The following is a 15,124-nucleotide window of genomic DNA, read 5'->3' as shown; positions in this document are numbered from 1 at the left end:
CTCTCCCTGCCTGCCAACCTAGCCGCCTGTGTCCTCCACCTTCAAACCCAGATCACCCAACATGCCGAATCCAACACCGCATGAAGAAAAAACTTGAATGACTACATGCCTGTTCATCTGCGGTTGAAAAAATCCAAATGTAGATGCCCTGTTTTCCGAGATCACCAAGCTTGCCGTCACATGCCGATCCGGGCAAACTCTGCCCCAATGTTTCGCATCGTCGCAATCTTCCTCGCACTTGTCCTCACCGCCTCCGCCCAATCCTACGCGCCGGTGAATGATACGCCGCCCGCGCTCGCCCGCGAGTTTCGCGGGACATGGATCGCCTGCATTTACAACATCGACTGGCCGAGTTCGTCCGGCCTCAGCGCGGCCACCCAACAGGCGGAACTGCGCACCATCCTCGACAAGGTGGCCTCGTTGAAAATGAACGCGGTGGTTTTCCAGGTCCGTCCGCAATGCGACGCCGTTTATTCCTCATCGATCGAACCATGGAGCGCCTGCCTCACCGGTACCATGGGCGGTTCTCCCGGCTATGATCCCCTCGCCTACTGCGTCCAACAGGCGCACGCCCGCGGCATCGAAGTCCATGCGTGGTTCAATCCTTTCCGCGCGCTGGCTAACAACTCGGCCCCCGTTGCCGGAAACCATGTGACCCGCACGATGCCGCAGATCACCAAGAAATTCGGCACGATGACCTGGTGCGATCCCGCCAGCGAAAACACCCGCTCCCGCGCGCTCGGCGTCATCCTGGACGTCGTGAAACGCTACGACATCGATGGCGTCCATCTCGACGATTATTTCTATCCGTATCCGTCCGGAAACCTGCGCTTCCCCGATGGCAAGAGCCCCGCCGAGCGCCGCGCCTATGTGGATGGTTTCGTCAGCAACCTCTACTCCGCAGTGAAGCGCCAGAAGCCATGGGTTCGCGTCGGCATCAGCCCGTTCGGCATCTGGCGGCCCGGCGTTCCCGCAGGCATCGAAGCCGGACTTGATAGCTACGAACAACTCGCCGGCGACTCGCGCAAGTGGTTGCAAAAAGGCTGGGTCGATTACCTCGCGCCGCAGCTCTACTGGCCGAACTCGCCGCAGAAACAGAGTTTCTCCACGCTTCTCAATTGGTGGCGGCAACAAGGTTCGCGCCCCGTCTGGCCCGGCATCGCCACCGAACGCATCGGCGGCTCGGAAGATCATCGTCCGGCTTCCGAAATCACCAACCAGATCGACCTCAGCCGCAAGATCGGGAAAAACTGGAACGGCCACATCCACTGGAGCGCGAAAAGCCTCGTCAAAAACCAAGGCGGCATCGCCACCAAACTCGCCAGCACCTACACCCAGCCCGCCGCCGTCCCGCCGATGCCGTGGGTCAGCAGCCAATCGCCCGCCGCCCCCGGCGTCAGCGCTAACATCCAAAGCGGCGGAACCTACGTCCATTGGGAACCCGATGGCAACACCTCGAAAATCGCCGTGCAGGCGAAGACCGGCGGAACGTGGAAAACCGTCCAGATCGTCCCCGCCAGCGCCAAAGGAATCACCATTCCCCGCGCCGATGCGGTCGCCGTCACCGCTCTTGATCGCTACGGAAACGCCAGCGCGCCGAAGGTGCTGGGAATTCGTTAGTAGATCAGCTGGCAGCCGTTGATTTTCCAACAGATTAAGAGGCTGTCTAAAAACTGGCAGGGACCGACCTCCGGGCGGTCAGGCGAATGCAAGGAGAACGTCGATGCCCATGAAATGCTTGGAAATCCACCCCTGGGCCGTAGTTCGCTTCCCATTCTCGCGGACCGCCCGGAATGCAGGGCGAGCACCAGCGAGATCCTATCAACCGCGAAGCGCCATCCGCATGGCCGCAGGCAACTCAATCCCTGCCTTTGCCACTTTCCCCCGCTCTTCGTTTTCAGGACGTGGTGGACCGAGAAAATAATTGTCCGGTTCCGCCGCCGGATGGACAGACTATTTCCAGAACATGCAAAACGCCGCGCCATCCGATGCCGAACTCCTCGCCGATTGGCTGGGCCATCAGCGCGAATCAGCGTTCCATGCCCTCGTCGCCCGCTACGCCGGACTCGTCCACATGGCGGCCAGGCGGATTTCCGGCGATGAAACCCTGGCGGCCGAGGCGGCCCAACTCACCTTCATCCTCCTCGCCCGAAAAGCGAAATCCCTAACATCGAGAAGCTCGCTGGCCGGTTGGCTTCATCTCACCGCCGTGATGCAGGCAAAGAACCTGATGCGGAAAAACCGGCGGGAGAACCGCAAACGCGAACTTCTTAAAACCGCCATGGAAACCGAAGCTCTCAACCATTCCGGCGATTCGTGGAAGGAAATGCAACCTGTGCTCGACGGCGCGCTCGCCGCTCTATCGAACAAGGACCGCGAGGCGCTGTTGCTGCGTTTCTACCGCTCGCTCAGTGTTAGGGAAATCGCCGTAACGCTGGGCATCGCCACCGATGCCGCACAAAAACGCATCGACCGCGCCACCGAACGGCTGCGTGGAAAACTCGCGAAACGCGGTTGCCTGGCAGGTGGCGCGATGGGTGCGGCCATGGTCGCTGGCTTCGCTGCGGACGCGCAGGCGGCAGTGCCTGCGGTTTCATTGTTAGCTTCGAAAGCCATCGCCGCAGGGGCAATCGTTTCTGGAGGGGGTATTCTCGCCCATATCAGTGCCATTGGGGCAAGACCGTTGGTTTTCGTCCTAACATTTGTTGTCTTGGTTACCGCTGGAACGTGGATCACTCACCGTCAGCCCCCATTCACAGGAGCGCAGGAGGCGGACGCGGCATTGGAAAAACGACTGTCGGAAAGATCCGCCGCTCGCGATGGCGTTCTCAACGCTGTTTCCGTGCGTGCCGATCAAGCGATCGATTGGAAACGGGTCGGACTGACCATGAATGCCGCGCGGCGGAAAGATAACCAAGACGAGTATTCCCGGCTCTGGAACGACCTGATGAAGCAGCTTGCCGCCATGCGTGTCGCGAAGTTGAGCTCTTCGCTGGACGAAATCGCGAAACTTGACATGCCGGCGGATTGCCGGGATCTGCTAGAAGATCTGTTGCTCGATTCGCTGGCGAGAAAGAATCCCGAACTGCTGCTGACCCGCCATTTCAACAGTGTGTATCAACCCAAATGCTTTTCGGGTTCGCCGTCCTGCCGTGCCTTGATGGATTGGGCGGAGAAAAATCCCTATGAGGCGGAGGTATGGCTCGACGGTCAAATCTCCGGCGAGGGACTTGACCGCGCCGCACCCGCCGAAGACAACGAAGCCCGCATCGAATTGGAAGCGTCCCTTTTGACGGGGCTGATCCCCGTGAACTTCGAAGCCGCCGCAAACCGTTTGCTCGCCATGCCGGAAGATCAGCGGGCCAAAGTCCTGAAGAGACATCCGGCTGCAATTACCGAACCGGATCAGCGGAAGTATGTTGAATTCGTTAGGACACATCTTCCTCCGGATGATCAAATCGAAGCGATTGTTGCTCTGGTCAAGTATCTGCCGCTGACTGACGGCTACTCGCCGGTATCGCTTTATCTGGATCGCATTGGAGCAACGGATTCCGAACGGGAGTCTTGTGTCGAGATGGCGGCTTCGGAAAGGCTCCTGCAACTGGCTGTGGAGCGTAACGTCACCCTTGAAGATTTTAATGAACTTCGGGATTGGATTGCTTCCCAAGATTCAACTCTCACCGATCGCATCGTGGGAGAAATGCTCGCAAAGGCACCTCGGTATGGTGGAACGGCTGCGGGCAAATTGTCATTCGAAGATGCGGCGCCAATTGCTTGCAAGTATCAAGCGGACACCGGACGCGACGAGGTGCTTGTGAGTTTCCTGAAAGGATGCCCTCGCGCGCCGGACCCGAGGAAGCGGGATCTCGCCGGGAAAATTTCGGACCCGGTTCAACGGAAGGAAATCATGGATAGATTTGAAAGCCGGTAGGAGCCGATCTTCCCGAAACCCGGTGACAAGGCGGTGCTCAGTTCACGGTTCCGTGAAAATCCGCTGAATTTTTTGTCCGGTCCCGCTGCCGCCGTGACACTCTCTCCGAGAAATGCAGAAGACCGATCCCGAATTGCTCGCCGAGTGGCTGGAGCGCGGCCACGAGCCGGCGTTCCACGCGCTGGTCGGGCGTTACGCGGGACTCGTCCACATGACCGCCCGCCGGGCCTGCGGTGACGAGTCGCTGGCCTCCGAGGTGTCGCAGCTTGTTTTCATCACCCTCGCGCAAAAGGCAAAGTCGCTCGCCTCATGCGCGTCGCTCGGCGGCTGGCTCCACCGCACCACCCTATGGCATGCGAACAATCTGATCCGCAAAAACCACCGGGAAAACCGCAAGCGCGAACGCCTCAAGACCGCCATGGAAACCACCACTCACGCCGACAATTCGTGGAAGGAAATGCGGCCGGTGCTGGACGACGCGCTCGCGGCTCTATCGGACAAGGACCGCGAGGCATTGTTGCTGCGCTTCTACCGGTCGCTCAGTGTTAGGGAAATCGCCGTGACGTTGGGCATCGCCACCGATGCCGCGCAAAAACGCATCGACCGCGCCACCGAGCGGCTGCGTGGGAAACTTGCTAGACGCGGTTGCCAGGCCGGCGGCGCGATGGGTGCCGCCATGGTCGCTGGCTTCGCGGCGGACGCACAAGCGGCGGTGCCCGCGGTTTCCCTGCTCGCCTCCAAAGCCATCGCTGCCGGAACCGTCGGCATGGGCGCGATTCCGGCCGCCACCGCATTCCTAACAACCATCGGCATGAAAACCACATCTCTCGCATTGCCTCTCATCGCGCTCTTGGGCGCGGGAGCGTGGTTCGCCAGCCAGCGCCAATCCATCGCCGAACTGGAAAACAGCAACGCGAGCCTTGAGAATCGTCTCGCCATGACAACCAAAGCTTCCGTCCGTGATGGGTCCGGCAGGTCTCGCCTCACGGTGGACATGAAAGGGCCTGCCAACTGGAAAGCGATCGCTGAGCAACTGATCGCGATGCGGCGAAAGGATCAGACCAGCTACAATAAAGTCTGGCGGAGCTGGCAGTTGCGGCTGGCGTCGATGGACGGCGTGGAACTCGCGGTCGAACTCGATAGAATCGCCGCACTCGAACTCTCACCGGAGGAAAACGTGCTTCTCACGCGGATGTTCATCGACCCGCTGATCGACAAGGATCCCGAACAGGCGCTGAAACGATTCCCGCACGATATGGGGAGCCCTGTCCGGGGCGAGCTCACGGGAGCGATGAGGGAATGGTTTCACCGGGATCGGGAAAAAGCCTTGGCTTGGTTCGATGCCGAGATCGCAGCAGGAACTTTTGACGGGAAATCGCCGGCAGGCGGGAAACAAGAGACTCGGATTCAATTCGAAGCGGTGGTATTTGGCGAGTTGCTGCCGGTTGATCCGGCAGCGGCGGGTCGTCGGATCGCTGCGTTGCCGGAGGGCTACCGCCGCGATACGGTCGTGAATTATTTGGACCAACTATTGGACGGCAGGCAGCAGATCGATTTCGCCACCATCGTGCGTGCCCACTTGCCAGAAGCGGAACAAGCGGGAGCCATCGCTTCGAGCTTGAGGTGCCTGCCACGTGGGAGCGGATACGCCGGGATAACGGGCTATTTTGACCGAATCCAGGCGACGCCGACGGAACGGGCCACCTGTGCCGGAGAGGCTTTGGACAACGAAATCGGTTCCATCGTTGCCAAGGCGGGCAAGCTCACGCGCGAGTCCTTCGACCGGTTCCGCGAGTGGGCGAAGGTTCAGGCTCCGGAGGGTGTTGAGCAGGTGACGGGATTTTATCTTGCCCATTTGACAACCGAGATGCCGGTTTCGGAGGCTGCGGCACTTGCCGTCGAATATTTTGCTGACAGTGGCAACGATGAGGTGCTGGACCCGATGTTCGGGCAATACCGGCGCTACATGGTGGAAAACGGACAAGCCTTGGCTGCGGCGATTTCCGATGAAGCTCTGCGGGGACGGTTTCTCAAGCGAATAGGTGCGCCCATTTCTCCCTCCGACGCACTGGGAGAAAAGCTGAAAGAACTCTTCGAAAAACCGTCCCATTGATCATGAAGATTCCCATCGTTTGGCCCGCTGTTATTCTCGCTGTCCTGATAGGCTTGTGTCTGGGCGATCATCGGAAATTACGACGCCTCAGCGACCGTCACGCTGAACTCACCGCGACGCTCGCCAACCGCACGGACTCATCCAGCGCCGGCCGGATCCCGCGGGATTCCCGCGCTCATCGGGGTGCCCAAACTCTGGCCGCCGAGTGCCTCGAACTCGGCAAGAATCCCGAGGTGCGGTCCGGCATGCCGCGGGAGCAGCGAAGGGAAGCCGAGTTGCGGAAAATGGAACTGCTGAACCGGTTAGACTCCATGAATCCGGCAGAGTGGGAGGAATTCCTCGCGGAGATTCGGACAACAGCGGAGCCCGGTGCAAAACTTCCGCAGTTTTTTCTCTATGGCGCACTTCAGGAGCTGAGCGAGGACCACCCGAAGATCGTGCTCGATTTCTTCTCACAAACACTGGATGGACTTGCAGAAAAGAGCACTGAAGAAGGCACGGTTTCCGTGGCGCTCGGCCGATGGATTGGAGACGATCCAGCCGCTGCTCTCAAATGGATGGAATCCAATCCTCGTTTCATGACGGACGAGGTCAAACAGAAAGTCGTCTGCGGTGCCGCGGCGAACGACCCCAAGCTGGCGTTCAAGCTCATCGGCGAGCTGGGATGCAAGCGTCCGGAATATCTGGCATCCTTCGCGGCGTTTTCAGCCCGGACCGCGGGAGTGAGGACGGACATGGTCGCCGCGTTGAGGGATTACATCCCATCGATACCCGAGGAAAAACTTCGCAAGCGGACCCAACACGATGCGTTCGAAAACCTTGCCGGTGGCATCGTTGCGGTAGGCTTCGAGAACGGGTTGAAATGGATCAATGAGACGGGTCTAACACACGAGGAACTGGCCGGCTTCGCGGACGGGCTGACGTCCCATGTGAAAGGTCTCGAAACCGGCCGGTGGCTGGAGTGGGCGGGAACTGCGCTTCAAGGGAACGAACGGGATGAGACGGTAAAAGTAATGATGTTTTACTGGGGCGGGGCCGACCCGTCCGGCGCGGAATCCTGGCTTGCGGGAACCAAAGAGAGTCCGCAGCGGGATCTCGCCATCCAAGGCTATGTCGATGCCGTTTCGAGTTCCGAGCCCGAGGTCGCCATCGAGTGGGCCTTGGCTCTACCGACTGGAAAACCACGTGAGGGTGCCTTCAAGTTGATCTACAAAAAGTGGCCGCGACACGACGCTGCCCAAAAGGCCGCCGCCGATGCCTTCGCGGAAGAGCACGGGATCAAGTGATCGAAACCCGATCCACACGACCGTCCCGAAATGCATTTTGACTTCGCACACCCCGGTTCGTAGAAGTCTCGGGTCATGAAAGGGAATTTCGCCCGCTCCGGGAAACCGCACCCGTGCTTCTATCTGATCGCGGGTTGCGTCGCGTTTTTCCTGCCCGCCTCCGCGCAAACGGCGGGCGAAGCCTTGCCCGCACCCGTGGTCGAAAAACCCGCGCCTGTCGAAACGCCGATTCCCGCTCCTTATGACCGGCCGAGAATGCCGATGACGGACGTGCTCATCCACGAATTGATCAAAGGCGAGCCGATCAACGACGTTCAGGTCAAAGAGGTTATCAACCGGGAGTTCGGGAAAGTCTGGAACAACAAGGAAGATCCGTTTCCGGTGGATCCCAAGGACAGCAAGGAGGTGAGATCCGCCAAATACCAAACTTGGATCTATCTGGCCGCGGTGAAGGCTTCCTTCATCGACATTGAGAACCACGGTGGCTGGCCGACGGGATACGGCAAGATGCGGGAGGAAGGATTTCCCGCCCGGATGCTCGTCGAACTGAAGGCGCTCGCGGCCCTGCCTCTGGACAAGGTGAACCGGACGATGGTCAACTTCTCCATCATCACTCCGGCATGGATCTCAGGTGACCGGGAGGCGATCGCCAAATCGGTCAAACAACTCAACGCCGATTGGCCTAACAATCCTTACATCGCCCGCAAGATCTCCCGCACCAAGGGGATGGCGGAATCGATGTTCCCCAAGGAATAGCCGCAAGTCATGAAACGAATCCTGACATTGGCGTTCCTCGGCCTCGCCGGCATCTCGGCGGCGGCTCCGCTTTACACCGGGCCGTTCGGTCCGGACGGAACCTGGAATCTCTATCAGCTTGTTGAAAAGTCCCTCACTTGGGATGAGGCGAGGAAAGAGGCGGAAACCCTTCCCTCCCCGGCCGGAGATCCGGCGGTAAAGGGCCATCTGGTGACCTTCGGCTCGTTCGCGGAAAACCAGTTTGTCCGGAACCTCAACCGGCAGGAGGCGTGGTGCGGCCTCACCGATGAGGAGCGCCTCGGCGGTCACGAGGCGGGATCGAATCCGCGTGACGGATGGAAATGGCTGGACGGCACACCGATGACATTTTCCAACTGGCTTCCCGACCAGCCGGACGATTGGAAAAACGGCGGCTCCGGCGAGGACGGCACCTATTTCCAGTGGTCCGGGCGCTGGGCCGACAACGGCATGGGAACGCCCGGACAATCGGGCTACAAATTCTATTTCGTCGTCGAGTGGGAAACGCGATCCAAAACTCCCGTCGCGGGCGCTACCACCTACGAGCGCGTCTGGCCGGAGAAATCCGTCATGCCCGAATACGTCCCGGGGAAATGGAATGCCCGGTGGGTTTCCGGATACGTGAAGTTTCCCAGCAATTGGATCGAGTCACCCCGAACTCTAACCGACGCGATGGCGCTGTTGAAGGGTTCCGACAAACTGAAAGCGCTCCCGCAATCGGACGGCTCTGCCGTCGGAAAACTTCCGTGGCTCTGGATTTCCACTCCCGGCGGCAACCACCCCGGCTGGCTTTCCTACGATCATGGCCGAAGCAATTTCCCGAAACTCCCGCCGGAAAACAACTGCGTGGGTGCCGTCATCGGAAAAATCCATGTGGAAAAAGCAGGACCCCACACCTTCGCCATTTCCGCCAAGGATGCCTTCGCCCTGCGCATCGGCGGACTGAAATGGAAGTCCGCCGGTGGCGACGCCTATATCGATCCACTCGATCCGCTCACGGTCGCCCAGCCTAACGGAAGTTTCGTCACCAAAGCACTCGCAGTCATGGATCTGCCTGCGGGAGACCACCTCGTCGAGGCGTTGTGGATGGCGGAAACGAGCCACCCGGATTTCCAGGTTCTATCAGCGCCGGGCGTTCACGAGACCCAGGGCTCCACCACGGACTGGCGTCCGTTAGGCCATGCCGGAAGTGCTGAAAAAATCCCGCGCCTCGGCATCACCGAAGCCGGATGGACCGTCGAATGCTCGCGCCCCTCCGACAAGTCGCTCGGGCTGCAGGACGGACTGCTCAAGCTGAACATGGATTCCGAACTCATCACGAAGACCGGATTGCCCGCCATCAACTTCACCCAGGGCGCCGGCACGATTTCCACCCGCTTCCCGGGTGCCGCGGCATTCCCTAACGACCGCCCCGGCGGAAACCACGACCATTGGCCGCTGCACACCACCGCGCGGCTGGTCGTGCCACAAGATGGTTCCTATCAGATCGGAATCCGCGCCGCCGGACTTGCCGCGGTGCGGGTGAAAGATGGCGTTTACGAGGGCTTTGTCCCAAGTTTCCAGAGCGTGCGGAATGTCCACCACCAGGCGGACACCTTTGACTTCAACGGACAAACCGATCTCGAGAGCGATCCGGAAATCGTCACGGCGTGGAAATTGAAAAAGGGCGAGTATGACCTGGATGTCTTCTACGTGAAAAACATCGGCCCGGCCTCGCTCGCGGTTTACTCCTGCCCGCAAGGTCCCTACCTGCCCGCGCTGATCGCCATCGGCGGAGCGAAGATCACCGACGACGTGCCGGGCCTGCCCCACGCCGCACCCTGATCGGCGTTTCATCGGGTTTTCCTGAGAGGCTGTCTAAAAAATGAGGAGCGTCGATATTTTATCGACTGTTTCGGCCCGACATCCTGTCGGGCGAACCGGTTCAGTGCCGTTGGACAGAATGTCCACGGCAAATAGCGTTCAGAATGAACGCGCTCCTCATTTTTCAGACAGCCTCTGAGCCTCCACAAGTCGATTCGAATGGCCTTTTTTGGGGCTTCCCAAAAATCAGAACCCTGTCAGACAAATAGGCATCGTCATGAAAGCCCTCTTCATTTGTTTGTCAGCCGCTCTTCCCGCGTTTTCCCAATCGGAATTTCGTCCGCTTTTCAACGGCAGGGACTTGTCCGGCTGGTCACCGGTGCTCGAAAACGCCGCGCCCGGCAAGGATCCGCAGGGACTTGTCACGGTGCATGACGAAACCATTCACATGTATCAGAATGTGAAGGCGGGTGATCTGGTTCCCTTCGGCTTCATCGTTTCCGAAAAATCGTATTCGCGCTATCACCTGCGATTTCAATATCAATGGGGCGGCAAGAAATTCGCACCACGCACCGGCGACATCCGCGACGCCGGGACCATCTATCATGCCTACGAATTTTCCAAAGTCTGGCCGAGCGGGATCGAAAACCAGGTGCAGGAAGGCGATACCGGCGATCTGATCTGGTGCGATTCCAACGGCCTGACGTGGATGCGCCCCGCCGGCCAATATGCGCCGGAAGGCCAGGGCCTAACGGGACTGTTGCCTGAAAACGGCGGGCTGTTGCGAGACATCGGATTCAAATACGATTACATCGGACGCTTCCAAGAATTCGACAACTACGAGGGCTGGACGACCGTCGATACCATTGTGCAGGCCGACGAATGGGCGATCCACAAGATCAACGGCCGGGTCCACACGCGCCTTCGCGATTTCAAGAAACCGGACGGCACTCCGCTAACGGAAGGCAGGATCACATTGCAACTCGAAGGCGCGGAAATTCAATATCGCAACGTTGCGATCAACGAGCTGCCCAAGCCATTGAAGCCGTCTCTTCATCAGATCACGCTCATGGCGCGACAGAATAAAACCGCCGATGCCACGGTGACCCTAACCAACTCCGGCACTGCTCCGCTCGACGCAAGCCCGCGGGTGATCGGCAAAGACGGCGAGTTCTTCACCGTCGAGCCCGCATCGGCGAAGATCGCCGCCGGTGCGAGCGCGGAATTCAAAGTGCATTTCGCACCGTTGGGATTCGGCGGACGCTATAGTGCGGCCGTCCAATTCGGCGATGACGAGACCGGCGCGTTTGTTCCGATCAATGCGATCAGTTTCGGCGATGGCACGGAGCCGACGTTGCAGGAAATCGTCGATACGCTGTCGGTCCCGGCGATCGTCGGCAAGGGTCGCTGGCAGGAGGACAAAACGCCGCGCCTCGGTGACAGCATCCACGCCCGCAGTTTCATCAGCTCGAAAGACGGCAAGGCGTTGATCATGCCCGTCGCGGCATTTCCAGACGACGATACGGCGATTCCGGCGCTGTCGCTTTTCACCGAAGTGGATCCCGCATTGAAACCGGTCGGAGCCGCGACGCCGGCCATCGGACTCAATCCCGCCATCATCGCCAAATCGCAATCCGGAACGCTCGCGGCGGCGGACTATCATGAATTCATCACGCCGGATTCCGCGTTCGGACTGTGCCTCGGTGACGATTCATCGACGAATCAGGATCGTCCGTCAAAAATGAAACTCCGCTACAAAGCCCGCGTATTCAAAGCGTCCCGCGTGCTCGAAACCAAACTCACGGACAGTTATCTGATCTGCTTCGAAACCGGCGGACTCTGCGACTACAATGATGCCATTTTCCTCCTCGCCAACGTCCTGCCGTGGAAGACGCCCGAGCCCTGGCCAGCGGAGGAAAAGCGCTGGACACTCAAGGAAATCGGCAAGGCGCTGGCTCTTCCGGAACAATAAACGCGCATCGCTCTTGACGCCCGGATCTAACTGTCTAGTACAACACCCAGCATGACCCGCATCGCTCCCCGGACCACCTTCCTTCTGGCGACGGCGATCGGTTCGTTCCTCGCCACGGCCGCGGATGAAAGGGTGTGGATTTTCACCGGGCTGCCCGGCGATGAGGAACATCATGCGGATTTTGAAAAGACGCTCGGATCGTTGAAAACGGGGTTTACCCAGCGACTCGGAGTTTCTCCGGAAAACATCGCGGTTTACTATGGCCCGAAATCCGCGGGCTACGCCGGGGAAGCGACCCGCGAAAACATCCTCGCTGCGGTCAAGGAAATCGCGGCGATGACCAAGCAGTCCCCTTCCATCGCGCACTGGATCATTTTCATGGGCCACGCCAACGGCATCCGCGGCGGAGCCCAAGTCAATCTTCCGGGAGCCGATCTGAACTCCATGGACCTCGCGGTGGCGCTGGCGGAGTGCAATGAAGCGGCTCCCCTCACTTTCATTTTCACCCACACGGCGAGTGCGCCATTCCTGCGTCCTCTGGCGGCTCCGGGACGTGTCATCATCACCGCGACCGCTCCGGGCGGCATGGAGAATGAAACGGAATTCCCCGCATCGCTGGCGGAGTCGATCAACGACCGGAAATCCGATGCGAACAAGGACGGCAAGCTCGACGCCAACGAGATTTTTCTAGCGACAAGGGAGCGTGTCCTGAAGCGTTATCAGGCGGAAAATCTGATCGTCCGCGAGTCGGCGCTGTTGGATGGCGACGGCGACGGCCGCGGCACGCAACGCCCGGCGGAAATTGACGCCAGCTCCGCCGCCAAACATTTTTTCACCCTGACCACCGAAGGAAAAGACCTTGAATAACGTAAGGGGAAGGGACGTCTCGTCCCTTCGCATGGACGAGACGTCCATGCCCCCTATCCCCCGCAAAACTAACATCCGATCATGAGCCAATCCGCCGCCGACATCGCCAAATCCCTCGCCACCGCCCACACGGGCCTGCGCCATGAAATCCGCAAGCGCGTCGTCGGTCAGGACGCCACTCTCGACCTGATGATGCTCGCCCTGCTGTGCGGCGGCCACGCTCTTTTGTTAGGAGTTCCGGGAGTCGGCAAAACCCTGATGGCGGCAACCATGGCCAAGGCGCTCAAGCTGGATTTCCGGCGGGTGCAGTTCACACCCGACCTGATGCCGGCGGACATCACCGGTGCGGAGGTCCTCGAGGAGGATCCCGTCACGCGCAGCTATTCGCGGCGTTTTCTACCCGGTCCGATTTTCACGAATTTCCTGCTGGCCGACGAAATCAACCGCACCCCGCCGAAGACACAGGCGGCGCTGTTGCAGGCGATGCAGGAAAAGCAGGTCAGCATCGGCCGCGAAACCTACACGCTGAAGCCGCCGTTCGTGGTGCTTGCGACGCAGAACCCGATCGAAATGGAAGGCACCTATCCGTTGCCGGAAGCCCAGCTCGACCGATTCCTGTTCTGCATCCGCGTCAGCTATCCGACCGAGGAGGAGGAAATGTCGATCGTCCGCGAAACGACGACGCAGGAACATGGCACCATCGAGCCGGTGATGACTCCCGAGGAAATCGTTTCGCTGCAAGCCCTCGTCCGCGGAGTGCCGGTCGCCGATGATGTCGTGCGCCACGCCGTCCGCCTCGTCGGAGCCACCCGTCCTAACACCCCTGCCGCCATCCGCGAAGTGACCGACTATCTCGAAGTGGGTGCCAGCCCGCGCGCCTCACAAACGCTGATTCTCGCATCGAAAGCCCGCGCGCTGTTAGCCGGTCGCGTGCATGTGGATTTCGCCGACGTCCGGGCGCTGGCCCTGCCGGTACTCCGCCACCGCCTGGTGCTGAATTTCAAGAGCCGTGCCGAAGGCCTGGATGCGGATGCGCTGATCAACCGTCTGTTGGAAAAGGTGCCGACTCCCTGATTGCTCAAGAATTTCCTGTATATGAATCTCACCGAAAATCCAGAACTGAAAGGTATTCGTGACTCATGCCTTGCGGGAATGCGTGATTTCATGGTCGAGAGCAACGTTGATTACACGGAAGCTGACATCGAATGCTGCGCGGCGATTCTCGATGAACATCTGGTTGCTATTTCATCCGCAGACAATGCAACGTCGGCGGCCCATTGTGTCCAGACTACTGTTATAAAGCTGAACGAGCTCAACAACCTGGTCGGAGGTGATTTGATTGAGACAGATCAGAGAGAGAAAATCTGTGAGTTCATCATTTCTGCGGGAGCGCTCCTTGGATTCAACGGCAAAGATGAAGACGTCACTGAGGAATGGCGCGAATGGTAACTGCAAATGAAGCATTTCTGCCAATAATTATCTTCCATGTCCTCCTCCACCTCACTCGAAGACCCGCACGATTTCCTCGCCATCGAGGATCTCGAACTGGCATCGCGCGGCATCGTCGAAGGCATCTGGCAGGGACTTCGCCGCAGCCCGTTCCGCGGTGCGGGGGTCGAATTCGAATCGCACCGCGACTACCGACCGGGCGATGATCCGCGGCACCTCGACACCGCGGTTTACGCCCGCTCGCGGCGGCTGTGCGTGAAAGAATACCGCGCGGAAACGAACCTGCCGCTCTATCTGATGCTCGATCATTCCGGATCGATGGATGTCTCCAACGGCACCTCGAAAAAATGGGCCTACGCCGCGCGTTGCGCCGCCGCGCTCGGAAGGCTCGCCATCGGCTCGCAGGATGCGGTGGGGCTTTCGTTGCTGGCAGACAAGGTGACGGACCATCGCTCGCCGCGGACCGGACGCACCCATTTCCAGAATTTGTTAGGAACCCTGGGAGCCAGCAAGGCATCCGGTTCGGGAAGTCTGGCCGCAGCGCTGGCGGAAGCCGCCGGACATTGCCGCCGGCGTGGACTGGTCATTGTTTTCTCGGACTTCTTCGACCATCCGGCGGAAACGGTTTCCGCACTTTCGCGAATGAGTTCCGCGCGGCACGATGTCGTCGCATTCCAACTTTTCGACCCCTACGAACTCGAACTCCCGGCCAGCGGAGACTTCGAAGTCGAGGACGCGGAAACCGGGCAAATCCTCCGTCTCAGCGCGGCCGATGTCCGCACCGCCCACACTGCGGCGGTCGCGAAATGGCGTGACGATTTCAGCAAACGCTGCGCCGGCGCGGGCATCGAACACTTCACGGTCACCACCGACACGCCGATCACCTCGACGCTCGTTAGATTTCTGGAAGGAAGGAAAATCCGGTGATC

General features: G+C 59.7%; 11 protein-coding genes. All 11 read left to right on the top strand.

Annotation, left to right across the window (positions count from 1 at the left end):
- Positions 1-207 precede the first annotated feature (207 nt).
- Entirely contained in the window at positions 208-1,620 is a 1,413-nt protein-coding gene (locus ABIQ96_RS11215) for a family 10 glycosylhydrolase (RefSeq protein WP_348214677.1), read from the top strand.
- A gap of 346 nt (positions 1,621-1,966) precedes the next feature.
- Positions 1,967-3,931 carry a sigma-70 family RNA polymerase sigma factor gene (locus ABIQ96_RS11210; RefSeq protein ID WP_348214676.1) on the top strand — a complete coding sequence of 655 codons (1,965 nt, stop codon included), beginning with the start codon at positions 1,967-1,969 and terminating at the stop codon, positions 3,929-3,931.
- 112 nt (positions 3,932-4,043) lie between these two features.
- Positions 4,044-6,044: a sigma-70 family RNA polymerase sigma factor gene (locus tag ABIQ96_RS11205; RefSeq protein WP_348214675.1), complete on the top strand. Its 2,001-nt coding sequence runs from the start codon at positions 4,044-4,046 to the stop codon at positions 6,042-6,044.
- Between the two features lie 2 nt (positions 6,045-6,046).
- Entirely contained in the window at positions 6,047-7,330 is a 1,284-nt protein-coding gene (locus tag ABIQ96_RS11200; protein WP_348214674.1) for a hypothetical protein, read from the top strand.
- Positions 7,331-7,405: 75 nt separating this feature from the next.
- Positions 7,406-8,086 (top strand): hypothetical protein, encoded by a 681-nt coding sequence (locus tag ABIQ96_RS11195; protein WP_348214673.1) that lies wholly within the window; start codon positions 7,406-7,408, stop codon positions 8,084-8,086.
- A 9-nt stretch (positions 8,087-8,095) separates the two neighbouring features.
- Positions 8,096-9,928: a hypothetical protein gene (locus ABIQ96_RS11190; RefSeq protein ID WP_348214672.1), complete on the top strand. Its 1,833-nt coding sequence runs from the start codon at positions 8,096-8,098 to the stop codon at positions 9,926-9,928.
- A 256-nt stretch (positions 9,929-10,184) separates the two neighbouring features.
- On the top strand, positions 10,185-11,879 hold the full coding sequence (locus ABIQ96_RS11185; protein WP_348214671.1) for a family 16 glycoside hydrolase: 1,695 nt from the start codon (positions 10,185-10,187) through the stop codon (positions 11,877-11,879).
- Between the two features lie 51 nt (positions 11,880-11,930).
- The gene (locus ABIQ96_RS11180; RefSeq protein WP_348214670.1) at positions 11,931-12,746 is read left to right on the top strand and encodes a hypothetical protein; all 816 of its coding nucleotides are present in this window, start codon (positions 11,931-11,933) and stop codon (positions 12,744-12,746) included.
- An 81-nt stretch (positions 12,747-12,827) separates the two neighbouring features.
- Positions 12,828-13,820, top strand: a complete 993-nt coding sequence (locus ABIQ96_RS11175; RefSeq protein WP_348214669.1) for a MoxR family ATPase — start codon at positions 12,828-12,830, stop codon at positions 13,818-13,820.
- A 21-nt stretch (positions 13,821-13,841) separates the two neighbouring features.
- Complete coding sequence (locus ABIQ96_RS11170; RefSeq protein WP_348214668.1) at positions 13,842-14,195, top strand: hypothetical protein; 354 nt, start codon at positions 13,842-13,844, stop codon at positions 14,193-14,195.
- Positions 14,196-14,231: 36 nt separating this feature from the next.
- Positions 14,232-15,122: a DUF58 domain-containing protein gene (locus tag ABIQ96_RS11165; protein WP_348214667.1), complete on the top strand. Its 891-nt coding sequence runs from the start codon at positions 14,232-14,234 to the stop codon at positions 15,120-15,122.
- The last annotated feature ends 2 nt before the right edge of the window (positions 15,123-15,124 follow it).

The organism is Luteolibacter sp. (assembly GCF_039920825.1).
In the GTDB taxonomy this organism is placed as follows: domain Bacteria; phylum Verrucomicrobiota; class Verrucomicrobiia; order Verrucomicrobiales; family Akkermansiaceae; genus Luteolibacter.
Note: the sequence above shows the minus strand (reverse complement) of the source record. Positions and strands in the feature narration are given on the sequence as shown.